Origin of the sequence: Pseudomonas sp. BSw22131, assembly GCF_026810445.1 — a bacterium.
GTDB classification, from domain to species: Bacteria; Pseudomonadota; Gammaproteobacteria; order Pseudomonadales; family Pseudomonadaceae; genus Aquipseudomonas; species Aquipseudomonas huanghezhanensis.
This window is the reverse complement of sequence record NZ_CP113949.1, coordinates 64,197-89,321: the sequence shown is the minus strand read 5'-3', so window position 1 is coordinate 89,321 and position 25,125 is coordinate 64,197. Positions and strand designations below refer to the sequence as shown.

Here is a 25,125-nt window from a genome sequence, read left to right as displayed (position 1 = left end):
TCATTCGAAGAATCGCCATGGACTTCAGAAAAGACATCAATGGACTAAGGGCCATCGCGGTGATCGCCGTGGTGCTGTTCCACTTCAACCCCGGCTGGCTGCCGGGCGGTTTTTCAGGTGTGGATATTTTCTTCGTGATCTCGGGTTTTCTGATCACCGGGATTCTGTTTCGCGGTCTGGAAAAAGACACCCTCAGCCTGGTCGGCTTCTACACGTCGCGGGCGCGTCGGATCATCCCCGCCCTCGCCGCATTGTGCTGCGTGTTGCTGGTGCTGGGCTGGTTTTACCTGTTGCCGATCGAATACAGCGAGCTTGGCAAACACGTTGCGGCGAGCCTGGGCTTCTATTCCAACTTCACGTATTGGTCAGAGGCGGGATACTTCACTGCCAGCGCACACGAAAAGTGGCTGCTGCACACGTGGTCGCTCTCGGTGGAGTGGCAGTTCTACATGCTGTACCCCATCGTCTTGCTGGGCTTGAGCAAAGTCTTCGCGGTGCGCCATCTGCGCTGGCTGGTGCTCGCAGCCTGCGTGCTGGGCTTTGCCTTTTGCGTGGTGACTTCGATCACCTGGCCAGAGCCTGCGTTTTATTTGCTGCCGGCTCGGGCGTGGGAATTATTACTGGGTGGCGTCGCCTGCCTGTTCCCGATCAGGCTTAATCGCCTGCAACAGCGGGCACTGGAAGCTACGGGCCTGACGCTGATGGCAGCCAGCTTCGTCCTCTTGTCCGAACGTGTGGTGTGGCCAGGTTATCTGGCGCTGATGCCTGTGCTGGGGACGTTCGCCATCATTGTGGCGGCTCGCCAAGACTCCATCGCCACCAACAACCGCTTCTCACAGTGGACGGGCAAGCTGTCCTACTCGCTCTATCTGTGGCATTGGCCGGTTGTGGTGTTCATGAGTTACGCCGGGTATCTGGGCAACTCGCTTAACGCACTGCTGGGTATCGTCGCAGCATTTGCGCTGGCTCAGGTTTCTTATTCATTGATTGAAAAGACGCCCGCGAAAAAGACACTCGCTCGGCAATGGAAGTTCGCTTCGGCCAGCGCCTTCATAGCGCTGGTATTCGTCGGTGGCACTGCCGTGAGTGCCTCGGGCGGCGTCGTGTCGGCGCTGCGCACGGTGAGTGTTTCCGACAAGGCTCGCTTCGTTCAGGACTACGCCAATAGGCAGCGGAACCTGTACGAAAGTTACTGGCTCAAGTGCGACGCTTTTTCGGCGTTCACTGAACGCGGGCAGTCAGGGATCGATGAGTCTTGCACCCGCAAGCAGGGTGTCGGCGGGGTTTTCCTGTGGGGAGACTCGCACGCTCAGGCGCTGTCGCTGGGTTTGAGATCTTTGCTGGCCAAGGGGACGCCGTTCTATCAGGTTGCTTCGGCTGGATGCCGGCCGAGCCTCACACAGGACGCCGGGCGTAACACACCGCCGAGAATGACCTGCAATTACTCCAACGCCAAGGCGCTGCAATCAATTGCCGCGCTGCAACCTGAGGTGGTGGTGATCGCACAAAAAGACGAGCACGACAGAACCCGCTGGAATGAACTGGCGGCGCAGCTCAAAACGTTGGGGGTCAAGCGGGTTGTGGTAATGGGCCCCTTGCCGCAATGGAGCCCGTCGCTGCCTAGTGTGATCGCCAACCGCCATTGGGGGGTTGAGGACTCGCACATCACTGATGCTGCAATGGACACAGGATTGATCGCCACCGACCACGCAACCCGAAGCATGATCAATCCGCAGTTGGTGGATTTCGTGTCGTTGATCGATGGCTTGTGTGTCGCCAACTCATGCCTGGTCAGGCTGCAGGACGATCATTCGCTGCTGCAAATAGATTCGGGGCACCTAAGCTCCGCAGGGTCGCTGTACATCGTTAAAAACTACGTGATGCCCGAGCTGGTTAAACAGAATGCAGCGTTGGTCGGTATTGGCCTTGATCGCGCCCAGATAAGCGCCGCATCAACAGAGCCGCTGTAGGCGGGATTCGTACGCGCAGGATTTCCTGCCGGTGCCCGGCAGATAGCGGCCTCGCGCTGCTCGTACGCTCCTACAGTGATTCAACCGGCTTCGAGAACACGCCGCACCCCGCCCGCCTGACAGTGTCAGCGCGGGCTTTTTTTTGGCTCATGCGAGCGCCAGCTCTGCCTTCAGATGCAGTGCGTTGTCGGCGGCTTTACGCGCCGAGGTCATACCCAGCACCTCACGGGCGATGCGGTCGGCGTCGATGAACGCTCGAGAATACCCACCCGAAGACGGCACGTAATGGTTGTAATACGTGGCGCCCTCAACGATGGGTCCGGTTATCCACAGATTGGGGAACGCTTTGCCGTGACCATCTACTCGTATTCCATCCCCATCGGAGTGGAGGCTTCGGATAACACCCGAAGCTTTTAAGCGACTAATCAGCTGGGGCTCCGTATCAGTGCCTCGGTTATCAACAACGTGCGCCAACACCACAGCATCTAGCGGAACTGTCTCGTCGTTATCCACAGGCCGGAGACTGATCGGATAACCCTCCGGACCACGCGCTACAAGTGAATCGTGAACCCAGCGCAAAATCCCCGCTCGTGCCAGCGCCAATAACTCCTGATGACGCTCTTTTTGAGGCCCCGCAACCATGCGGTTGACCAATGGCGCGTAGCGATTGAAGAAAAGCTCATGGGACGCAGGCGTCAAACCCTGGTTATCCACAACCCTGCGCAGTTGTTCACGGCAGCTTCGCCACACTTCAAGGGCCGCTTTTACAGGGCTGTGGTCCAGATCGGCTGTACTTTCTTCAAGATCTTGCTCGATCCAGGCCTGCACCCACTCCTCATATCGTTCAGCAGGCACAGTTATCCCCAGGGGATCGAAAACGCTGTGATCAAGTCCCGTTACACCCAAGCGTTGCGCCAGCTCGTTCACCTTCGATTCAACCGCCCCGCAACCTGCTGCATGAGCGATTTCATCCTTTATCAGGTCGGGCGAGTTGCCGCGCAATCGATCGATCATGCCGAAGTATTCGACGTACATCTCAGCCTTGATCAGCGGCAAGACCTGCTGTTCGAAATCCAGCCCATCCGGGTTCTCGGCGCGCAATCGGGCGACGGCAACCAGCGTAAAAATCGTGGCGGGGGCTCCGTTGCGGTGTTCGCAGATATCAGGCCGCGTGCGATAAGGCAGACCGCTGCGCGAGAACATAAACAGGTGCGGCTCAGCCCCAGAAGGCTCGTAACGCATGTCACGGCCGTTGCCGACGAAACGCCCGCCGCGGCCGACCGTAAGACCTGCAACCACGTCCATGGCGCAAAGGCCCAAGCCTTCGATTCCAATGGCTTCACCCGCCACAACGTCACTGAAAACGTCAGGCTGTGGATAAGGATGAAGCACCCTGGCGGCACGGCCAATGTTATCCACAAAACCCGAAGCTCCCGCATGCCCAATGGTCAATACCAGCCAGTCCACGGTGCGCTGATGCTCTAGCCGGGTGCTCACCTCAAACCCTGCCCCGGCTGTCTGCTGAATGTTATCCACAGCACACGCGTGATGAATGACCCGAACATGGGGCGGCAACGTCTGAATGACCGTTTCGCAGGTCCAGGCCAGATACTCCCCCAGCCACTGCCGAGGCAAAAACTGGTTGGCGCGGACATCACGCTGGCCGGATTTGTAACGTAGGCACCATTGATGGAAGTCAGGGCCCTCGCGCCCTTCGCTGCCGTCCAGCGCAGCCTTGTCGGGGAACATCGAGATCTGCGACGCCACGGTGTTAAGCATCAAGTAGTCCGGCTGCTGCAACGAATGCACGCCCGGCCCAGGCATCTGCGGCTCGTACACGTGGATATCCACAGGCCGGTCACCCAGACTGGCAAGTGCGCACACGCGCTCCAAAACCGTCAGCCCACGCGAACCACAGCCAACGATAGCCAGCGTAATCGGAGCGAGCACCGGGTAATGGTTTTCCGTCAGCTCCATCGCAGCGTCTCCCCGAAAAAGGACTCGATGGCCACAGCCTTCGACTCGCTGAGAGCGGTGTCCACAATGAACTTGCTCAATGCCAGGTCCAGCACGCCAAGGCCGAACGGCGAGAAGATCGCCGCCTTGCTGTCATCCAGCCGGAACTCACCCCGGATCAGCCCCGCCAGCGTTCCGTTCATAAAGGATCGATTGCCAGACAACTGCTCGGTCAGGTGCGGCGAGGTATTGGCCTTCATGCAGTGCTCAACGTCGTCACACACATTGTCAGCTTCAAGCAGCAACTGAGGCGCGATGTCGCGCAGCGAGATATTCAGCACCACTTGTCCTGCGCGAAATGCTATGGGCGGTTTGACATAGGGCTCGCCCGCCGTCGTAGCGAAAATAACCACGTCAGCGGCCAGCGCTTCATCGAGCGTGCCGAGGCGGGCTGTGCATAAGTCTGCGTGCTCGACGTAGTCGCTCAATGCGCGAGCGGATGGGGCGTCGAAGTCATGAACAACAGCGTGGCCAATTTCCCACCCTTCAACGGCCAGCATGCGTGCGATGTTGCGGGCAATGACGCCTGCGCCGATAAAGCCTACAGACCCGGCCTTGCGCGACTGACGATTGAGCCAGTAAGCGCCTGACACAGCTGAGGCTGCCGTTCTGACCGCACTGATCTGGGCGCCTTCAAGGCACGCGTAGGGATACCCGGTTTGGCGGTCGTTCAATATCACCACCGCCGAGGCCCTTGGTTTTTGCTGAGCCACGTTGCCGGGAAAGCTTGATATCCACTTGATCCCGGCGACCGCATCCGGGCCCTCAAGCGCAGCGGGCAGCGCGATGATGCGATCAGCAGGTTGCTGTGGAAAACGCAGAAAATAGCTGTCCGGGTTGATCGTCTGCCCATCGTGATGCTGCAGATAGACGTGTTCGATACGCGCCACCATGCTTGGCAAGTGGGCTTGCAGGATGTCGTTGATGACGGCACCGGGAATCACATGAAAGTCAGACATTCAGTGCTTCCCCTTCAAAGGTGTGCACGCAGGATTTGAGGTATTGGCCGATGGGCTGCGAGTTGAGCGCCGACAACTCCGCCAGCCCGAACTTCTGCATGACCCATTCATCGTTATAGATAGTGTCCAGATAGCGCTCGCCTGCGTCCGGAGAAATCGCTACCACCACGGCATCACGCGCGATCCCCAAGGACGGCGCAGCCAGCCCGGCCACCACCGTACCGGTTGAGCCACCCGATAAGACCCCGTTGGATTTCGCCAGCCAGCGACACATTGCAATGGTTGCGCGCTCGTCCACGACTTGCTGCTTGAACAAGTGGGTGGCGCGAAAGATCGGCGGCATCTGACTGGAGCCCAGCCCTGGTATGAGACGCGTGCCTGGCGCTTGACCGAAAGTCACCGAGCCTGCGCTGTCGACGGCGATGATCTTGGTGCGCGGCGAATGCTTGCGAAAATACTGCACGCAGCCCATCAATGTGCCGGTGGTGCCTGCGCCGATCACCAGGTAATCCAGCGCCGGGAACGCGATGTGAATCGAGCGCGCGGTGGTCATTTCGTGGGTGCGTGCGTTGGCGGGATTGCTGTACTGGTTGAGCCACAGATAGCGGGCATCGCGCGCGACCGTCTCGCGAATGTGACGAATGCGGGTTCCCAGATAACCGTCGTTGTCGTCGCGCTCGGTGACAATCACGATTTGTGCGCCAAAGGCCTCCATCATTTTGATGTTGTGCAGGTTGGTGTTTGGATCAACCACACAGCAAAACGCGTAGCCACGCTCGGCGCAGATCATCGCCAACGCGACACCGAGGTTGCCCGAAGACGACTCGATCAGCACCGTGTCCTTGTGGATAAGTCGGCGCTCAGCGTAGGAGTCGATCAGCCCGATGGCCGTTTTCATCTTGATCGAGCCCGCCGGGTTGCACGATTCCAGCTTCAAGTGAAGGTTTTCGAAGCCAAGGCCCTTGAGTCGCACGAAGTTTGAATCGCTGACAATGTGTGAAATGAAGTTCATGGCCGGGCCTCGACTCGGGTCGGTGTGCTCAACCGGGGCGTCAGCGTTGGATGCGCCACCACGTTGGCGACTGCCTTGGGTTGTGTGGCCAACAACCCGTCAGTCAAATGCTGAGCCCGGAGCGCGACCATGGAAAATGACTGCGCGTCGCTGATGCCATGGGTTTTCTCGGAGGTGCCATTGGCGAAGATGTGCAGCCCCTCACTGTTCTGCAGGCCAACGCGGTAATGACGATCCACTGCCAACGTGCCGTCTTCATCACGTTGCAACCACGGCTGCAAAAGGGTGAGCAGCGGGGGCACCGGCAACTGCTCGTAACCAGTGCCGAGCACGATGCCGTCCACATACAGCGTGGTTTCAACGCCCGTGTTGCTGTCGCGCAACAGCACCGAGTACGCGCCGCCCACCTTTTCCAACGAGACCACGGTGGACCACGTGTGCAGGTTCAGACGCTGGTGCCCGCTGACTTCACCTTCGTACAGAAAGGAGTACAGCGCCTGACTTTCGTCGGCATCGATGCCGGCGTAATTGGTCGAGCGGATTTCCTCGAAGACTTTGGAGCGGCGTGCCGGCTCGAGCTGGTGAAAGTAATCGACCTGCTCGGGCAAGAACGCCATGTTGGGAAACTGGCCCAGTTGACCCACACCAAATCCCACACCGCGGTGTACCGAATGCACTTGGGTCGTCGGCGCCGCGCCAAGCAGATGCGCCACGGCCTCACCTGCGCTTTGACCTGAACCCAGCACCAGCCAGCGCTGGGCGATAGGTCCTCCCCCCAGATGTACGTTCTTCAGGTATTGCGAGGTGTGAAACACGCGCCCGCCCAGGTGTGCGCTGAAGGCGTCGGGAATGCGCGGCAGGCTGCCGTGGGAAAGCACCAGCCGCCGCGTCCGATATGTGCCCTGCGTGGTGACCAGATCCACCGCACGCAACGTACCGTTTTCAGTCACCGGAAGGATGTCGATGACGCCTTCGTCGTAAGACACGTAATCCTTGAGCTGCGCCGCCACCCAGGCGATGTAGTCCGACCATTCGACCCGGCTGGCAGGTCGCCCGAGCAGGCCAAACTTGTACAAGCGGCCTTTGGCCTTCAAGTACATGGCGAACGAGAAGCGGCTGCGTGGATTACGCGGTGTGACCAGATCACGAAAAACATGGTGGTTGATGTCTGTGCCAGCCAGCAAAAAAGCGCCGTGCCACGTCGAATCCCGGGCCTTCTCGAAAAAGCGCACCCGTGGGTAGGTTTTCTTTGCGCTGTCTTCGGCTTCGTCTTCCAGCGCGCACGCCAGCGCAATACCAGCTGGGCCGAAGCCGACCGATGCGACGTCCAGGTCCTGACGAAAACCTTCGATTTCAAACTGGTTCATAGTGTTTCTTCCTGAAAGATTGAATGGGCGTGACGGGCCTTGCGGGCGACCGTTATCAACAGAGCAATCGACGCTCGTGAACGTGATCGTCGGCATAGACCCACAGCGAAACCCGGGCGCGATCGTTTTCCCCGTTGGTAAAGCTGACAGGGCCGGCAGGTGTGCAAAATTGTTGGAATTTGAGTGCGTTCAGCAGACCCTCGGGCTGTTGCGCGGCGCGGTCGACCAAGGCAAAGGCGCTCAGCGTTTCGATGGCATACACAGGTGCCTGCTCGCCGAATATCCGCTGATAAGCCCGGTCTGCCGACTGCGCTTCGGGCAAGTCGCTGGCCACGGGAAAACTGACCACGTAAACCGTTCCGATCCGGCTGATGCCCTGAACCAGCGCGGGCGATGCTGCGTCATCGGTGAAAAACAACGGCAACTGACAACCTGCTGCGCGCCGTTCACGCAAAAATTGATAGCTGGCTTTCAAGCGCCCGCAGAACACCAGCGCATCGGCATTCGACGCGTCATCGAAAACAGCTGTGGATAAGTTATTGGCGAACCTGAGTTCGTGCAGTTGCTGTTGACCGTGGAGGCTCTGGTCGGCAAACACGGCCAGTCGTTTAAGGCCATGAGTTCCGGCAAAGGTCAATAATTGCCGGGCGATTACCCGATCCGATGCGCACACGCGAAACGTTGTGCTGCCCTGCTCAGTCAGTGCCGCGCACGTGGAAGCTGGAAGAATCAGTGGGATGCCGGCCTGTGCATAAGTTTGCACCACGGCTGCAGCCGATTCGGATGCGAAATGGCCAATGACTGCATCGACGTTCTCGCGGATGAACAGATCGGCCGCTGCCCTGCCGCCATCAGCGCTGGCCTTGTCATCCGCATAAAAGTGCCGGGCGCGGCGCACGTTGTCGAACAGGTGCGAAGACAAGCAAACGCCTCGCAAAAAGCTTCTGGCGTGCAGCGTGGTACTCACTTCGAGCGCTGCACAAATCCCCAGACGCATCACGACATCACCACTGAAGCGAACCGCGAAGGCAGATAGGCTTCCATCATCAAACGGTGAGCGACATCGATTTGCAGCCCGGCCATGTGAGCGCTCAGCTCATACGTCAGCAATTCAGCCACCTTGGGCGCCATCTTGAAGCCAATCCCGCAAAATCCGGTCGCCAGGTAAATGTGGCTGTCGGGGCTGGAACGGCCAATCAGTGGACGGCCATCTTCGGTGTAGGCGTCGCTGGCGATTTTGGTCACCAACGGCATGCAGTGCGGTCCGTAACCGAGCCTGGCCATGCGCTCCATGACGTCGCGCTCATTGTCCATCACAGCCAGGTTCAGCTCACTGGCACAGTCGGCGCGATTGCGATATTGGCCGCCGGCTTGCGCCAGGTGCGGGCTCAATGGCAGCAGATACGTATTCAGGGTGTGCGCAATTATCGGCATGCTTGGCGCCTGATCGCAGGCGAAACGGGTGAACGGTATGGTGCGTGCGTGCACTGAGTGCTCGGGCCGGGCAATGGAACCACTGGCACCACACGCATCTACCACCCACGTAGCCTCAAGGCACAGCAGGCCTGCGTGAACCTTGACGTGACCGTCCTCCTCCTCGCACCCGTCAACGCCGAGGTTGTCCAGCATCAAGCCCTTTTCACCCACGTAACGGCACAAGTTGAGCACACTGCTGCGGGCGTCGACGATGCCGCCGTTGCGTTCGATAAGCAGGCATTCGCCCGCGCAATACGGAGCGAAACGCCCGTTGTCCAATGCATTAACGGAGGCGTGCAACTCGACATTCAACGAGTCTTCGCTACCCATGGCGTCAAGGTAGGCGCCGCACACTTCAGAGCGGGCGATGTAGGCAACGCCGGTGCGCTTCATCGATTGCTCGAATAGGGCGTGAACGATCCCCGTTCCACCGGTGTGGGCACCTTTGGCGGTGAGCGGACGCAGTGCCGGATCAAGCTCCAGACCCCGCACGATGCCGCCGCTATAGCGCGTGGCGCCCTGGCCCGCGACCATGCCGCGCTCAAGCAAGGCAACGTCCAGCCCTCTTTCCACCAAGGCCGCTGCGATTGATGCACCCATCACCCCGGCGCCAATGACGATCACATCGAATGAGGTCTTCATCGTCAAGAACTCCTCTTTCAGATCTCGTACTCGACAGCGCTGATGTACACCAACTGTTGCAGCACTTCTTTTTCGGTAAGCCGGCAGTAACGCAGGATGTCCCTGGCAAGGTCCGGAAACACCGGAGCACCTATGGCGCCGATAAGTGCCATGTACGGCAAAATCCGTTTGCCCATGGATTGGCGGTCTCGCGCAGCGTTGATCACGTCGGACAACAGCACAGCCAGGCCTTTCATCGAGAAATGATCCACCGACGTGACCTCGAACCAGCGCGCAACCAGCGCCTTGATCGCTGAGGCATCGGTGGAATTGACCTTGAGGTTGTCGCCGTCGACACGCTCACGCTCGGCCTGGGCGGCGAGCTTTACCAACACTTCGTTGAAGGTCTGATCGCGCCAGGTGTTGAATTTTTCTACATCGAAATCATCGGTGTCCTGCTCGGGTGCGATCAGCGCCAGATAAAACCGTGCGCTGTCGGTGCAGGCTTCGGCCACCAGGTCGCGCGCCCAGATGGCGTAGTTGCGGCTGGTGGACAGGTTCTTGCCGTTGAGCGTCAGAAACTGATTGGTGTAAAAAGTCTGCCGCATGCGATAGCCGTGCATGGTGTGCAGCAGCGACGGGTACACCACCATGTGGCTGAACGCGCAGTCATAACCCAGAAAATGCACCAGCCGGCCTTTACCTGAACGGCAATACTCGTCGTACTCCCAAGGCGCTTGTTTGTGCTCGTTGAGGTACTCGCGAAAGGCCGCCAGATACCCCGACAGACCCATGAACCAGGTGTGAATCCGGCGGGTGCCATCGGCCTTGAGGTCAAAGCCTCCGTCATGTGGCCGGGTGATGCCCCAATCGGCAGGCCCAAGGCGCATTTCCTCACTCAGAAACCGCCGAATGAAGGGCCGCAACGGCACATGCTCGAAGGTGCTCTGCAAGTAATGGCGGAAGTTGGACAGGGCGAGAAACTCGCGCTCTATCGGCCGCCAGATCATCGGTGATGCGCACAACTTGCAATGGAAGCCGGTCATCTTCGAGGCATTGGGCGTGTGCGCGCATTCCTCGCATTGACTGGCGTCGGAGTCCGCGCCGCAATGGTCACAATTGCCACGACCAAAGGCCTCATAGCCCCATTTATCGCACTGCTCGCAATACGGTTCCTGGCTGACCTTCTTGTATACCGCGCCCGCCTTTACAGCGAACTCGTAGACTTCTTCGACGGCCTTTTTGAAGTAGTTGTTGCGATAAGGGCGCATCCAGAAATCCACCTGAATACCCATCATCTTGAGTGTTTCATTGATCTTGTCGGTGTTCTCGACAGCCAGCTCCTGAGCCGGGCGATCCAGTTCAATGGAGCGGCGGAGCATGTAGGACTGGTAGTCGTCCGAATAAGAAACCAGCGTGCAGTCGTGACCGCGTTGACGCTGTGCTCGGGTATAAATATCGGCCGCCAGAAACGGGCCGGCCATATGACCGATGTGCAGATCGCCATTGGGTGTAGGCGGAGTAATGGTCACCAGCAACTTGGCCATTAAGACGTCCTCTGTTCGGAGACGTCATGCACAGGCATCTGCTGCATCGAAACATGCTGCAGTGGCGCGCCCTGTTGAGCATCTTCATCGAGAAAACGATTGGCGGAATCGCGATCCCACCACACCACGTAAAAGTGGAAGTCTTCGTCGGTGTCGTTGAGCACATAGTGATCGGTGTGCTTGGGGATAGCGGCAATGTCGCCCATCACGAAGGGATAGGTCTGGTCGCCCACGACTAACTTTGCGGTGCCCTTGATGCCGATGAAAAACTCTTGGTCAATCTGCGTGTGCGACAAGGATTTAGTGTGAGGTCGCACCACACACCAGCCGCCACCAATCGGTGTCGGGTAACCGGCCCACGGCAGCAGCCTGGCGCCATCCAGATCATATTCATGGACCAGTTTTTCCCACGCCATAGGACGAAATATTTGAAAGTCCGTCATGCTTTTCTCCTCAGTCTCAAGCATCCCTGCCTGATATTTTCTCGACGTCGGCAGGTGATAATTAACGCCCGTCAATGAGTCAATAAACTGAAGAAATTTGTACGCCGGAGCAAACAACGAATACGCAATTGCCGGTTAAGTTTGACTTAACCGGCACGGGCGAAATTGTTCTATGGATCAGTGAGTTAGTTGTGTTTAGCGTGTTGAATAGGAGAGCCAAAAAGACTGAAGTACGACTTAAGTGACAGAGTTGTTAAACACAAAGTTTAAACTCGCGTGTTTAGCCTAACGCGTAGTGAATTCACGCTGGCTTGAGATGGCCTGAGCAGTCAGCCAATCACGAAATTGACGACTTGATTTGGGCAGGATCGCGGTTTCGTCATACACCAGGTAATACGCAATCGGGGTGTCGATGGTCACCCGGAATGGCACCACCAACCGACCGGAGGCAAGTTCTTCCCGGATCAGCGAACGGCGCACCAACGCAATGCCCATACCCGCCAGCGCAGCCTCGATCACCCCGTTGGAATCCACGAAAACCGATCCCCGCTGCACCGCCGCTTCCGTGTTTTCAACGCCTACGGCACGCAACCACAAGCCCCAGTCCTCCCGATGCTCGTCATGTAGCAGCGTGTAGCTTTTCAGGTCTATGGGCGATGACAAGAACTTGGAATCGGGCAGCAGACTCGGACTGCACACAGGCTGCAAACGGTCGTTTATCAACATCTCGACCTCAAGTCCCGGGTAGCGGCCCATGCCGTGACGCACAGCGAAATCCACGCCGTCACCGAGCAGATCAACCAGCCGGTTGGTGGTGCTGATGAGCACTTCTACGTCAGGACAAAGCGCCTGGAAATCCGGCAATCGCGGCATTAACCACTGCATTGCAAAACCGCTGGTGCAACTGATGGTGATGGAGTTGGGACCGTTGTCGCTCATGAGTCGCTGGGTGGCATCGGAAATCTGACCCAGTGCAGGGCGAATGGCCCGCAGGTAAATCTTGCCTTCAGCGGTCAGTTCCAGACGCTTGGTGTTGCGGATGAACAACTGCACGCCGACGGCTTTTTCCAGTTTGGCGATCTGCTGGCTGATCGCTGCAGGCGTGACGAAAAGCTCGCCCGCCGCGCTCTTCATGCTCGCGTGACGCCCCGTCGCTTCGAAGCAGAGCAAGGCGTGCAAAGGCGGGAATTTCATGTCTGACCTCAGTTAAGAAAAACTAATGTACTTAAGAAAAGCTCGCTTGAGCACTGCTTCAGACACTGCTCAAATCATCACACCCAGACTCGACAAGCGTCAATGCCGCACCTATCGAGTCACTTTTTAGTTATTGATCGGCCTCATAGGTTGCCCATGAAATTATCCGACTACGTGCGACTATTTTTGCTGGCAGCGATATGGGGAGCCAGTTTTCTTTTCATGCGTATTGCTGCGCCGGTATTGGGTGCACTGCCCACCGCCTTCTTTCGCGTTTCACTGGGCGCCGTGGGTCTGGCCGTTATTCTGTTTGTTCTCAAGACCCGGATTGATTTCAACGGCAAATTGAAAGCGACGCTGATATTGGGCGTGATCAACTCCGGTATTCCGTTTTTGATGTACAGCATGGCGGCCCTGTTATTACCGGCCGGTTATTCAGCCATATTCAACGCAACCACCCCGTTGATGGGCGTGTTGATCGGTTCTATGTTTTTCAGTGAGTCCCTGACGGTAAAAAAAGCCGCTGGCGTGTTGATTGGCTTGATGGGTATCACGCTGCTCACGACCACCGGCCCGGTGATGTTGTCGAGCACCGTGGTCATGGGCGCGCTGGCGTGTCTGGTCGCTACCACGTGCTACGGCGCAGCAGGATTTCTGACCAAACGCTGGGTCGCTGATAAAGGCGGCCTGGACGCAAAACTGGTGGCGTTTGGTAGCCAGATCGGCGCAACGCTGTTTCTCACGCCGTTTTTCGGCATCTCCGCCACGGTCAACCCACCGGCCAGCTGGGGCGGCTCAACTGTCTGGCTGGCGCTGGCCGCGGTCGGTTTTATCTGCACGGCGTGTGCGTACATTTTGTACTTCCGCCTGGTGGCCGATATCGGTCCGGTCAGGTCCTTGACCGTCACCTTCCTCATTCCGCCGTTCGGCGTGTTATGGGGCGTTATGTTCCTCGGTGAAAGTCTTTCGATTGCCCACGCTTACGGTGGAGGGCTCATCTGCCTGGCGGTCTGGTTTGTGCTCAGCAAGAGCAAGCCCAGGCCACTTGAGACCGGGCCGAAGACCGCCACAAGTTAACCCCTAGAAACTTATCCACAGCTGACTGATGCATGCAGCTGTCCGGTGGCGATGACCGGACGGGGCTTTGCTGCGCCTTTTTTCTCCGAAATCTCTCGTCGGGCTTTATGCAACAGAGCGTTGAACAGATGAACAGGGTACTCACCACCGCTTCAGTCGCTGTCTGGATTATTGGCTGTAACACCTTGGCGAGGTATTCAAGATGAGCCGAGCGATACCGTTGATTGCGCTTCGCACCTTTGTCGAAGTCTGCAAAGTTGGCAGTATGAAACGCGCCGCTGATCATCTGTGCGTATCCCCCGCCGCTGTCAGTCAGCAAATCAAAGGACTTGAAGATCAGATCGGCCGACGTCTGTTTGAACGCGACGCTAAAGGGATTCAACTGACGGCCAACGGTCGCACGTTGTTCGAAGAGTTATCCGACACGTTCGATGTGATTGAGAAGGCGTGGTCCGGCGCATCGCTCAAACCACTCAGGCAAACCCGTCTGGCAATCAGCACCACGTCGACCATCGCCAGTGCCTGGTTGATTCCGGCGCTGGGTGACTTCAAGGAGCGTTACCCGAATATCGAAATATCGATTCAGATTTGCAACGGTCTTTCGGACCTCAAGCATGGGCATGTGGATATCTCGATCCAGCGGGAGATGACCAGCAGCCCGGACAATCACGCCACGCGGTTGTGGTCCTCGTATCTGATCCCGGTGTGCAGCCCCAAATTGCTGGCCAAGCAACGCAGCATTGAAACCCCGCAGGACTGCCTGACCTTCCCGTTGCTGCAAGACACCGAACGCAATTACTGGAAGGTGTGGATGAACGCGTTCGGCATGGGCAAGCGCAAGATCATTCAGGGCTCGAGCTATGGCGACGAGTCCCTGCTGATCAGCGCGGCTTGCGCAGGTCAGGGGATTGCGCTGGTGAACAATGTGTTCGCCTGCGAAGCCCTTAAATCCAAACGTCTGGTGCAGGTGCTGGATGCAACCTCGGATCTGAAGTTCGATTACTTCGTGTATTGCCCCAAGGAGCGCCGCGAGGAATGGGCGATTGACGCGTTCATGAAATGGGCGGTGCAGCAGGCCGGCAAGTCGGCGCATGGGCATGTGCGCAACGGCGCGGACATGAAAGTGGCGTAACTGACGGGCCCCAAAAGGTCCGGCCAGGTCAATGCACCGCTGCCAATCCGCTGCGCTCAATCGCATCACGGGCTTTCTCCGAACCCAGGTAATCGAGCAACGCCTTCGCTTGCGCCGGGTGCGCGCTGCCTTTCACCACTGCACCGGCATACAGCGTCATTTGCTGCACGCTGTCGGGGATGAGCCCGACGATATCTATTCCACTCACCAATTTGAGTTGGCTCAGCTGCTCAAGTCCAAGCCAGGCGTCGCCCCGGGCAACGGCGGCGGCCACGGGTTCGGTTGAAATCATCCTGGATCTGGCCAGAAAGCGCGGAGCCAGCTTCATGTTCACAAACAGCCAATGCGACAGGTAAGCGCCGCTGATGCCATCGGAGTAGGCCACTGAGTCTGCGTCGATCAAGGTCTGGCGAAAGGCCGCCAGCGTGCCGATGTAAGGCTTGGGCGTCCCTTCTCGCACGGCCATGGCGATGAACGCCTTGCCCAGATCGACTCGCGTGTCTTTATCGACCTGGCCCTGCGCGACCAGCCTGTCCAGCCCGGATCCGACCATCAACACGATGTCTGCAGGTTCACCTCGATCAAGGCGCTGGGGAATGGCCTGTGGGGACTGCCCCAAAGAAGCCGCGGGCTGCACTTTAACCCTGACGCCCGTGAGTTTTTCGTACTCGGGCGCAACAGCCTGTATGGCGCCGATGATGCCTGCCGAACTCAGCAGCGTCAGGGTCACTGCCGCAGGTTTGGTGACGTCGGCAGCGTCGCTTAAATCCGGGCTCAACAACAGGCATGACAGCAACAGAGGCTTGAGCAAACGGCGCACGGAGGGCATGTCCTCGTCTGGAAAACCGTCACGCTAACGCGAGCCCAAGCTGGCGCTGTGTTAACCCGGGTTAAGAAAAGTTTAGTTTTGGGACGGACAGTCCTTGCTCAGGCGCGGATGCCTTTAGACTAGGCGCCCGTCTTGGCCAGGAGGTCAGAATGAATCGTGCTTTAGTGATTGAGGACGACGAAGTCACCGCTCACGCCATCATGTCCGAACTCGCCGCACACGGTTTCAGTGCCCAATGGGCGAACAATGGCCGCGAAGGCCTGGCGCTGGCGATTGCCGGAGGACACGAGGTGATCACGCTGGACCGGATGTTGCCCGATTTCGACGGCCTGACCATTGTCAGCACATTGCGTCAGCTGGCGATTCAGACGCCTGTGTTGATGATCAGCGCTTTGTCGGACGTCGATGAGCGTGTGCGCGGGCTACGCTCGGGGGGTGACGATTACCTGACCAAGCCGTTCTCGATGGTCGAGATGATCGCGCGCATGGAGGTTCTGCTGCGCGATCCAGTGCCCGGCAACGAAAGCCATTGCCTGAGCCTGGGCAGCCTGCGGATCGACCTGATCGAGCAAGCCGTGACCCTCGACGGCGAGGCCGTCACGCTATTACCAACAGAGTTCAAGTTGCTGACGTACCTGATGCGCAACGCCAAACAATTGGTTACCCGCACCATGCTGTTTCAGGAAGTCTGGGGTTATCACTTCGATCCCGGCACCAACATCATCGACGTCCACATCGGTCGTCTGCGCAAGAAAATCGAAGGCACGGCAGCGCCGGTCATCCAGACGATTCGCGGGTCAGGTTATGTTCTGGTCGAAAAAAACTGACCGCTGGCGCTCCAGCAACAGTCGTCTGATTGGGCTGTATGCGCTGTTTTTTGTCGCGTGGGGCGCGATTTTCACCGGCGTGCTGTACTGGGAGATCTCCCATTATCTGGGCACAGTGGCCGAACGAACGCTGATGCAACGGGCGCATTACTACCAAAAAGTCGATAACGCCACGCTGGTATCGGAGCTGGCGGGTAGCGAGGTTTACTCCACGCCCGGCATCGACGCGTATGGCCTGTTCGAAGCTGACGGCCAGCATCTGACAGGCGATTTGCTCAAGTTGCGTTCAAGCCTGCCGGACGATGGGCGTGTGCATTATCTGGAACGCGGCTTGAGCATTGCCCTGCCCAGTGAAGAAACCCGCAGCAGTTATGCGCTCAGACAGAGCCGGGCCGATGGGCGGATTCTGATTCTGGCCCGGGATGGCGGCTCTATTTCGGCGGTCGGCGGCATCATCGGTCAGGCTTTGTTCTGGGGGCTCTCGCTGACCCTGATTCCCGGGCTGATTGGCTGGCGGCTGTTACGCAGGCGCCCCATTCGCAGGGTGGAGCGGCTACAGAGCAGCACTGAAAGCATTGTTTCGGGCAACCTGCGCGAGCGCTTGCCGCTCTCCCCTCGTCGCGACGAACTCGACATGCTCGCCCATGCCGTCAACACCATGCTTGAGCACATCGAGCAACTGATGCTGGAAGTCAAAAGCGTGTGTGACGGCATCGCCCATGATTTGCGCACGCCGCTGACTCGCTTGCGCGCGCGCTTGTACCAGTTGCAGCAATTGCCGTTACAACCGGCGCATGCTGAGACGCTCAATCTGGCGCTGGAAGAAAGCGAATCGATCATGTCCAGATTTCAGGGGCTGCTGCGTATTTCAGAACTGGAGGACACTCGACGTCGCTCGGGTTTCGAGCTGTTTGAGCCCCGGTCACTGCTGCAGCAGGCGCAGGAGTTTTATGAACCGCTGGCGCAGGAAAAAAACCAACGGCTGGTCCTTCAAGTGAATGGAGACTGTCCGGCGCTTCGGGGCGACGTTTCACTGCTGTTCGAGGCGCTGGTCAATCTGATGGATAACGCCGTCAAATTCACCCCGCCGGGTGGCGAGATTTACCTGCGTTGCCAGCGCCTGGAGCACAGCCTGAGCATTGAGGTGATCGACAATGGCCTTGGCATTGCGCCCGAAGAGCGCAGCAGCGTGACCCGCAGGCTTTATCGTGGCGATGCAACGCGCCAGCAACCGGGCCACGGACTTGGGTTGTCACTGGTGGCGGCTGTCGCGCGTTTGCACGGATACAGTCTGTCTGTCGAAGCGGGCGATGACGGCCGGGGCACCCGCGTGATCCTCGATTGCCCTTTGCTGTCGTCCCGGCCGCACGCTACTTAAACATTTCTTAACACTGCTTAATTTGAGGGCCTGGGGCGCCTCCCCTAGGTTGGCGCACCCTCCGTCGACCCAAGGCTCTATGTTCGTGAAGCACCAGACACTGCGGCTCGCCCTGATCATTGCGTGCACTCACTGGCTTCCAGCGCTTGCCGCGCCGGTGCCCTCGGGCCCCATGACCCCTTCCCCCCCACAATTGAGCGCTCAAGCATGGGTGCTCATGGATGCCGCCAGTGGCGACATCATCACCAGCCACGCCGAGCACGAGCACTTGCCGCCCGCCAGCCTGACCAAGCTGATGACGGTGTACGTGGCCACCAATGAAATCCAGGCCAACCGCCTCAAAGCCGATGATCTGGTGACGATCAGCGAGAACGCGTGGCGCACTGAAGGCTCGCGCATGTTTCTTGATCCGCGCAGTCAGGTGTCGGTGCATGATTTGTTGAGTGGCATCGTCATCGATTCAGGCAACGATGCCAGCGTCGCGCTTTTGGAACACGTGGCGGGCAGCCAAGACAGCTTTGCTGATTTGATGAACGCCACCGCCCAAAAGCTTGGCCTCACCGACACCCACTTCATCAATCCCACCGGCCTGCCAGCGCCAGAGCATTATTCTTCTGCCGAAGACATGGCCAGGCTGGCCCGCGCGATCATCACCGATGAGTCCGCCTACTACGGGCTGTATAAGCAAAAATACTTCACCTGGAACAACATCCGTCAGCCCAACCGAAACCTGTTGCTGTGGCGTGACAAGTCGGTCGACGGCCTGAAAACCGGCCACACCGAAGCGGCGGGCTACTGCATGGTCACTTCAGCGGTACGTGACGGCCGGCGCTTGATCACGGCGGTGTTCGGTTCGACGTCGATGAACAATCGCGCGAACGACGCCCAAAAGTTGCTGAGCTATGGCTTCCGGTTCTATGACACCCAGACTTATACGAAGGCCGGGCAAGTGCTGGCCCGACCGGTGCTCTGGAAAGGCGAGCAACGCACACTGGAAGTGGGCTTGCTCGACGATATTTCGCTGACCCTGCCCAAGAATCAAAACCGCAAGCTAGAAACCCGCCTCAATCTGGATGACCCGCTGGTTGCGCCCATCGCACAGGGCGCGGTGGTCGGTAGCCTGGAACTTTATGAAGGTGATCAGAAACTCGCGTCTCGCCCATTGATCGCGCTGCAAGACGGCGAATCCGCAGGCTGGTGGATCCGCACCTGGGATTCGCTGAAGCTGTTCATTCGCGGGTTCTTCAACTCGGAAGATACGTGAGGAAGAGCGCGGTTAAAGCCGTATGAAGAACCAATGGCTCCAGCGCTTTTGCGCTCATTGACCCCGGCATAAGCTCACGTGGTGAAAGGGAGGCATGGTGAGCTGGTGCCCGTCTCGCGGCACAATTCGCCATTCTGCAACTGCCAGCTAATTGCCGAAAAAGCGCCCACTATTGGCATTCCGCAGCTACTTCTCAGACAAAGTACACGCACGGCGCTCATCTCGGATCGCATGGTCTGCCCCGATGGGATTTGGCAAATTCCTGACAAAGTCATTGCTAAAATTCTTGAGAGCGATGCGCAGGTTATCCAGACGTAGGCTCGGGACAAAAATCTTCGATCAATGGCACTGCTAAGGGCTCTTAGCCTAGCGCGAGCCGCAAAGTCTGCTGAAGCACGCAGGCAATACGGTTTTTCCTATCAGCCACACGGTCTGTTTAACACCATCTGCTGATTTCCTGGTGTTGTAATGAAAGTGTGTTGCAGCCATCCGAATCGCGACATCGTCGACAAAATACCGGTCCGAGGCACTCCCGAGTGAGCAACCCCCAAGGAACATTATGTGCAGCACCCGCTACGGGCTCGGCTCCGTGCATGATGCCGCTGCGCGCAGATCATCTACCGCAGGCGGTTGGTCTTTCAGCCGCTTTGGGCTGGCCTTACCGCGAGGCGGACTGGCGCTTTGCCTTCGATCTTGGCGCTGGTCTTGCGGTTGAGGTTGAGGGGCAATTGGTGGCCACGGCATTGTGGTGGCCACAAGGTGAAAACCATGCATCGGTAGGCATGATCATTGTTTCACCCTCGCTGCAGGGTCAGGGCATCGGGCGCGCCCTGATGGATCAGCTGATGCAGCAGGCCGGCGAGCGAACGCTGATCCTCAATTCCACCCAGGAAGGCCTGGCACTGTACACACGGCTCGGCTTCGCTGCCCATGGGAAGGTCAACCAGCACCAGGCGATGCTTGAACACGCCGCTCACTTTGTTCCTGATTCGGTGAACGTGCGTGTCATGCAAGCCTATGACGTGCAACCGCTGCAACAACTGGATCTGGCCGCCACAGGTCGGGACCGCAGTGTATTACTGAGAGCCTTGTTCGACTATGCCAGTACCTTGGTCATTGATCGCGGCGCGGGTGTGTCAGCTTACGGCTGTGTACGCGAGTTTGGGCGGGGTGTGGTCATCGGTCCGGTAATCGCCAGTGGGCCTGCCGCTACAGCGGATGCCCGGGCGCTAATCGCGTCACTGGCCGATGCCCATCGCGGACAGTTCGTGCGTATCGACGTCACTGAAGACACTGGCTTATCGCAGTGGTTGGCCGAGCAAGGTCTGCCCTGTGTCGGCCATGCGATACCCATGGTGCGCCTGACTTCATTGCAGGTTTGCCCTGCTGAAACTGATGCGCGGCTGTTCGCCCTGTCTAACCAGTCGATCGGTTGACACGTATTGCCCGCGAAATTTTGCAATGCGCGAACCGATGATTAACCCTGAAATAATGGACAGCCCCTTATGAAACTGATGCCCTACTGGCTGGATACCGCGCCTAAATTTGCAGCGGGTGAACGTGATGCGCCCAGTGGCGAGGTGGATGTAGCAATAGTCGGCGCCGGCTTTAGCGGTTTGTCCGCCGCCATTGCGCTTGCCAAAAAGGGCGCGAGCGTGGCCGTGTTCGAAGCCGGCCTGGTCGGCAATGCCGCTTCCGGTCGCAATGGCGGGATGTGTAACAACGGCTTTGCTCAGGACTACTACGCACTGTCGACTGCCATTGGGCGTGAGCGCGCGAATATGTTGTACCGCGCCTTTGATGCCGGTGTCAGTAAGGTCGAATCCCTGATCTTGGAGGAAGGCATCGACTGCGACTTCAAGCGCGTCGGAAAGCTCAAACTTGCGGCGAAGCCTGAGCACTTTGACAAGCTGGCTCGGTCGCAGGCGCTCATGGAACAGGAGTGCGACCCCGACACCTACATGTTGACGCGCGAGCAGTTGAGCGGCGAGATCGGTTCAGACCGGTATTTTGGTGGCCTGGTTTTCGGCAAAAGCGCTGGCATGCACGTTGGCCGCTATGGTCAGGGACTGGCAGAGGCAGCTGCCCGGCGCGGGGTGCGTATCTATGAAAATGCACCGGTGCTTGGTCTTTCTCGTCAGACTGGCACCGTGCACCAGGTCAAGACGCCGCGCGGTGAAGTGCGCGCCAAGCAGGTGTTGCTTGCGACCGGCACATGCTCGGTGGGCCCCTTGACTTGGTTTCGCCGGCGCATCGTGCCGGTGGGGGCGTTTATCATCGTCACAGAGCCTCTTTCAACCGAGGTGCTTGACCGTCTGGTGCCACGCCGACGCATGACTACCGATACGAAAAACTTCGTCAATTACTTTCGGGTTACTCCCGACAATCGTTTGCTGTTCGGTGGTCGTGCGCGGTTCGCCACTTCTAATCCCGCCTCCGACATGAAAAGCGGGATCATCCTGCAGAAATCGCTGATCGAAATATTTCCGGAATTGAGCAATACACGCATTGATTACTGTTGGGGTGGCATGATCGATATGACCCGCGACCGCCTTCCCCGAGCCGGTGAGCATGATGGGTTGTTTTATTCAATGGGCTACAGCGGCCACGGCACGCATATGTCGACCTATATGGGCGCGATCATGGCCGAAGTTCTCGACGGCCGCTCCGACTTGAACCCATGGCGGGATTTCACTTGGCCGGCGATTCCCGGGCATTTCGGGAATCCTTGGTTTTTGCCGTTGGTGGGTGCGTATTACCGGTTTCAAGACCTTCTGCGATGAACGCGGCGCGGTATGGCTGGTGCTTAGACGGTATGGTGTTAGGTGCTCTAAAAAATTCGGTTCACGCTCACCGAGCTCAGGTCGGTAAAAACACTCATAAAGTGCATGAGCGGAGTATTGGCCAGTGCGTGGTGCGCTCCGCAAACTCTACCGAGGGCGGGGCTGAAAACAGTGATTTATGCCAGGCGGGCCGCCACTTTAAAGGGTTCGAATGGCTTGGTGGTGTAATCATTTTGTGGTGCAGCAACGCTCTGGTACTTCTGGAGCGGTGACACTGTTCAACACGTTATGCCCTTGACCTTATACAGGACCGCACTAAATGAGCTTGCTTCGACCAAAGTACCTACTTTCGATTGCTACGCCACGTTGACTAACTTTCATATGGGCACGCTGTTGGCACTGATGCGATTTTGACCCAGGCTGCCGGAGTTCGTTGACCTATCCAAACACCCTGTGAACGAAGTCTTTGCGCGGGCTTTCAGATGCCGCATCTAGGTCAATCAAATTCAGCAGCCTGGGTCAAAAACGCATCAGCGCCAACAATCTGAAATTTGTCGGTAAGTGAGCAGATAGAGATTTTGCGCAGGGACGCGATTTTAGGTCGTTTTTAGATGCCTATCTCGCCGAAAATCGTTTTTACACACTCTGGACCCAAAGCGGCCCTTCGCAACAGGCAGCAATTGGCTAAAAGCGCAATCTCGACGTTGAGACAATTGATGCTCATGGATACTGGTTTGGTAAAGCAGTAGAAAGTGCGAAATAAAGAAACCGCCCCCCTTCCAAAGCCGAGTACTAATGCTAGGCAGCCAGTGTAACGACTCAATGGTGCATTAAGGGAACTGCGCAAATTTGTAGTCGGCCTAGCCCATCACCTATCGCAACAACCTGGTCGTTGTGATTCCACGCTATCGCTCCTATAGATGCCACGTTATGCAGGCCTGCTAATGGTTCTGAGTGCTCAAGGTCTATTACAAACACCAGACCTTCACTACTGCCGCTGACTAAACGCTGGTCTCGATGGCTGAATGCCAGCGCAGTCACTGACTCTGCATGAACAGGAAGCATCAAAGGCTTGGTCTTCTCGGGACCATCGCCCGAGCAGCTCCAGACCACAACTAATTCTGCGCTAGCCGTCGCGAAGTATTGGCTGTCATGACTCCACGCGCCGTGCCGAACCTTGGCCGGGTAACCGCTCATTTGAAAATCCGCCCCACTTTTAAGGCGCCATAAGTGGACGGAGCTGTCTTGGCAACCCGACGCGATAAAGCGTTCGTCAGGACTAATTGCCAAGTTCAGCAGAGAATCCTTCCACGGGTAGAAGCGCCGCGGGGTGGAGTGATTGGCAGACCACTGATTGACCATGCCATAGCAGCTGCTGAATAAACGACCGCCTGGCATCCACTGAAGACCCGTGACGGTACTCACACAGGGTTCGAATCTCTGGACCAGGGTGCCTTGAGTTGACCACAGTGTAATCACTGGCCCGCAAGCGCATGCCAGCAAGCCATCAGGCCCCCAGCTCAAATGCTCAACCCAGCCTTTTCCGCAGTCCAGGCGATGCGCGACAGTGCCTTCGCGCGCATTCCACAAGATCACGCCATTGCTCTGACCGGCGGTGGCCAGCCACTGCGAATCTGGCGACCATTGCACAACGCTGGCGTCCATCCCATGAGCGTGCGCTTGCCACAACTGCTTCCCCGCCTTGGTTTCCAGTACCGCTACAGATCCGTCTGCGTATGCCGCAGCGATGAGAGAGTCATCACAGGACCACTGCAATGCATTGATGTGCTCTGGACCTTCGTGCAGCCAAAGGGTCTGCAGCTTTAGCACTGCGTCCTGATGGTCGTCAGCCGTAGTCATGCTCGACATCCTTCAAAACCCTTGGTCAATGCAGCGCGGTCCAGGTTGCGACCGATGAAAATGATATCGCTCTTTCGCTGCTCTCCCTCTCTCCAGGGCCGGTCGGGCCCGCCGTCGAGAAGCATGTGCACCGCTTGTACGACAAAGCGCCGATCTTCCCCGGCGATATCCAGAATGCCCTTGGTTCTGAGCATGTCCTGACCGTTGCGCGCCAGTAACGGGCCGAGCCATCGATTCACTTTTTCTTCGCTGAGCGGTCCTGTCACGGTTAGCCCCACCGACGTGATGTCTTCATCATGGCTGTGAGCGCCGGCAAACCGGTTTTCAATCATTGGCCGGACGGCCTCACCATTGCGCTCCAGGCGCAGGTTGAACTCTTCCGGTCCATGTTCGGTGAACAATGCGTAGTGGCCGTCCGAGGGAATGATCAAGTCGATAAAGCTTTCAACGCCCTGGACCGGCACCTGCAAATTCTTCACGCTGCGCCCTCCGATTAGCTTGTTCGTCGCCACCGGCCGTGTGTCAGCGTTTCGGAACGCTTTGTCTGCCGTATCGACTGCTTTGTCCAGGTCCTGCTCGGAAGCACCCCGTACGGGCAACAGCAAAACGCCAATATGCGGGTCTGGCCCCGACTCAAACTTGAGTTGGACGCTACCTGCCGATAGTGAAACGATACCTGCCCACTCGAATGGATATTCTCTTTCGAGAAAGTCGGGCCTTCGTTGAAGCATGTTTTCCAGATCGAAGCCGCCAACCTGCAGAACAGTGGGAATATCGATCTCGGCGTTGACGGTGCGGTGGAAAGTCGCTAGTGCATTCATGGTCTGTAGACGGGATTCAAGCTGATCAATCTCGGTGCGCTCCACCAGATCAGTCTTGTTCAGCAGTATTACATCAGCAAACGCAATCTGCTCACGCACCTCGGCCGTGTCGTCCAGGTGTTGCAAAACGTGCCTGGCGTCTACCACAGTAATGATGCCGTCCAGCCGGAATGCATCGCGTATCTCGTCGTCGACGAAGAAGGTTTGGGATACCGGGCCAGGATCGGCCATACCAGTCGTTTCGATGATGACATGGTCAAAACGGTCCCGGCGACGCATGAGCTTGCCCAGGATTCGTATCAGATCCCCCCGTACCGTGCAGCAAATGCACCCGTTGTTCATCTCGAACACTTCTTCGTCGGCGTGGATGACCAGGGCATCATCGATTCCGATTTCACCGAATTCATTTTCGATCACAGCGATGCGCATGCCGTGTTCGCGGCTCAGGATATGGTTCAGAAGCGTGGTTTTACCGGCGCCCAAGAAGCCGGTAAGCACGGTGACCGGTATGCGAGAATCAGACATTAGAGAAACCTTGATATGTTATTT

20 protein-coding genes and 1 pseudogene are annotated in these 25,125 nt (G+C 57.8%); 9 read left to right on the top strand and 12 right to left on the bottom strand.

What is annotated here, in order from left to right:
- Positions 1-17: 17 nt before the first annotated feature.
- The gene (locus OYW20_RS00320; RefSeq protein WP_268798765.1) at positions 18-1,970 is read left to right on the top strand and encodes an acyltransferase family protein; all 1,953 of its coding nucleotides are present in this window, start codon (positions 18-20) and stop codon (positions 1,968-1,970) included.
- A 147-nt stretch (positions 1,971-2,117) separates the two neighbouring features.
- Here OYW20_RS00320 and OYW20_RS00315 read toward each other — a convergent pair whose 3' ends face one another.
- From OYW20_RS00315 to gcvA, 9 genes are all read right to left on the bottom strand, one after another.
- Positions 2,118-3,947, bottom strand: coding sequence for an FAD/NAD(P)-binding protein (locus tag OYW20_RS00315; RefSeq protein ID WP_268798764.1), 1,830 nt, complete (start codon positions 3,945-3,947; stop codon positions 2,118-2,120).
- Positions 3,938-4,945, bottom strand: coding sequence for a 2,3-diaminopropionate biosynthesis protein SbnB (gene sbnB, locus OYW20_RS25975; protein ID WP_328284801.1), 1,008 nt, complete (start codon positions 4,943-4,945; stop codon positions 3,938-3,940). The genes OYW20_RS00315 and sbnB overlap by 10 nt, the downstream gene beginning before the upstream one ends.
- Complete coding sequence (sbnA, locus tag OYW20_RS25970; RefSeq protein WP_328284800.1) at positions 4,938-5,957, bottom strand: 2,3-diaminopropionate biosynthesis protein SbnA; 1,020 nt, start codon at positions 5,955-5,957, stop codon at positions 4,938-4,940. The genes sbnB and sbnA overlap by 8 nt, the downstream gene beginning before the upstream one ends.
- A complete protein-coding gene (locus OYW20_RS00305) occupies positions 5,954-7,324 on the bottom strand; it encodes a SidA/IucD/PvdA family monooxygenase (protein WP_268798763.1) in 1,371 nt (456 codons plus the stop codon). The genes sbnA and OYW20_RS00305 overlap by 4 nt, the downstream gene beginning before the upstream one ends.
- A gap of 55 nt (positions 7,325-7,379) precedes the next feature.
- Positions 7,380-8,321 carry an ABC transporter substrate-binding protein gene (locus OYW20_RS00300; RefSeq protein WP_268798762.1) on the bottom strand — a complete coding sequence of 314 codons (942 nt, stop codon included), beginning with the start codon at positions 8,319-8,321 and terminating at the stop codon, positions 7,380-7,382.
- Positions 8,321-9,442, bottom strand: a complete 1,122-nt coding sequence (locus OYW20_RS00295; protein ID WP_268798761.1) for an NAD(P)/FAD-dependent oxidoreductase — start codon at positions 9,440-9,442, stop codon at positions 8,321-8,323. The genes OYW20_RS00300 and OYW20_RS00295 overlap by 1 nt, the downstream gene beginning before the upstream one ends.
- 17 nt (positions 9,443-9,459) lie before the next feature.
- A complete protein-coding gene (locus OYW20_RS00290) occupies positions 9,460-10,968 on the bottom strand; it encodes a methionine--tRNA ligase (RefSeq protein WP_268798760.1) in 1,509 nt (502 codons plus the stop codon).
- On the bottom strand, positions 10,968-11,411 hold the full coding sequence (locus tag OYW20_RS00285; protein WP_268798759.1) for a cupin domain-containing protein: 444 nt from the start codon (positions 11,409-11,411) through the stop codon (positions 10,968-10,970). Before OYW20_RS00285 ends, OYW20_RS00290 begins: the two co-directional genes overlap by 1 nt.
- 285 nt (positions 11,412-11,696) lie before the next feature.
- On the bottom strand, positions 11,697-12,605 hold the full coding sequence (gene gcvA / locus OYW20_RS00280) for a transcriptional regulator GcvA (RefSeq protein ID WP_268798758.1): 909 nt from the start codon (positions 12,603-12,605) through the stop codon (positions 11,697-11,699).
- Between the two features lie 156 nt (positions 12,606-12,761).
- Between gcvA and OYW20_RS00275 the strand changes: the two genes are divergently transcribed.
- Positions 12,762-13,682, top strand: a complete 921-nt coding sequence (locus OYW20_RS00275) for a DMT family transporter (protein WP_268798757.1) — start codon at positions 12,762-12,764, stop codon at positions 13,680-13,682.
- A 202-nt stretch (positions 13,683-13,884) separates the two neighbouring features.
- The gene (locus OYW20_RS00270; RefSeq protein ID WP_268798756.1) at positions 13,885-14,814 is read left to right on the top strand and encodes a LysR substrate-binding domain-containing protein; all 930 of its coding nucleotides are present in this window, start codon (positions 13,885-13,887) and stop codon (positions 14,812-14,814) included.
- A gap of 28 nt (positions 14,815-14,842) precedes the next feature.
- On the opposite strand, the gene OYW20_RS00265 is transcribed toward OYW20_RS00270, so the two are convergent.
- Positions 14,843-15,643, bottom strand: a complete 801-nt coding sequence (locus tag OYW20_RS00265; RefSeq protein WP_268798755.1) for a substrate-binding domain-containing protein — start codon at positions 15,641-15,643, stop codon at positions 14,843-14,845.
- 149 nt (positions 15,644-15,792) lie between these two features.
- On the opposite strand from OYW20_RS00265, the gene OYW20_RS00260 reads away from it, so the two are divergent.
- The 6 genes and pseudogenes from OYW20_RS00260 to OYW20_RS26040 form a co-directional block, all read left to right on the top strand.
- Positions 15,793-16,470, top strand: coding sequence for a response regulator transcription factor (locus OYW20_RS00260; protein ID WP_268798754.1), 678 nt, complete (start codon positions 15,793-15,795; stop codon positions 16,468-16,470).
- Positions 16,448-17,848: a sensor histidine kinase gene (locus tag OYW20_RS00255; RefSeq protein WP_268798753.1), complete on the top strand. Its 1,401-nt coding sequence runs from the start codon at positions 16,448-16,450 to the stop codon at positions 17,846-17,848. The genes OYW20_RS00260 and OYW20_RS00255 overlap by 23 nt, the downstream gene beginning before the upstream one ends.
- Before the next feature lie 172 nt (positions 17,849-18,020).
- Positions 18,021-19,112, top strand: coding sequence for a D-alanyl-D-alanine carboxypeptidase family protein (locus tag OYW20_RS00250; RefSeq protein ID WP_268798752.1), 1,092 nt, complete (start codon positions 18,021-18,023; stop codon positions 19,110-19,112).
- Positions 19,113-19,705: 593 nt separating this feature from the next.
- A complete protein-coding gene (locus OYW20_RS00245) occupies positions 19,706-20,548 on the top strand; it encodes a GNAT family N-acetyltransferase (protein WP_268798751.1) in 843 nt (280 codons plus the stop codon).
- 69 nt (positions 20,549-20,617) lie between these two features.
- Entirely contained in the window at positions 20,618-21,895 is a 1,278-nt protein-coding gene (locus OYW20_RS00240; protein WP_268798750.1) for an NAD(P)/FAD-dependent oxidoreductase, read from the top strand.
- Positions 21,896-22,214: 319 nt separating this feature from the next.
- Positions 22,215-22,288 (top strand): annotated as a pseudogene (locus tag OYW20_RS26040) (haloacid dehalogenase type II); the annotation flags it as partial.
- 426 nt (positions 22,289-22,714) lie between these two features.
- Here OYW20_RS26040 and OYW20_RS00235 read toward each other — a convergent pair.
- Positions 22,715-23,755, bottom strand: a complete 1,041-nt coding sequence (locus tag OYW20_RS00235) for a WD40 repeat domain-containing protein (protein WP_268798749.1) — start codon at positions 23,753-23,755, stop codon at positions 22,715-22,717.
- Entirely contained in the window at positions 23,752-25,101 is a 1,350-nt protein-coding gene (locus OYW20_RS00230) for a CobW family GTP-binding protein (RefSeq protein ID WP_268798748.1), read from the bottom strand. Before OYW20_RS00230 ends, OYW20_RS00235 begins: the two co-directional genes overlap by 4 nt.
- Positions 25,102-25,125: the final 24 nt, after the last annotated feature.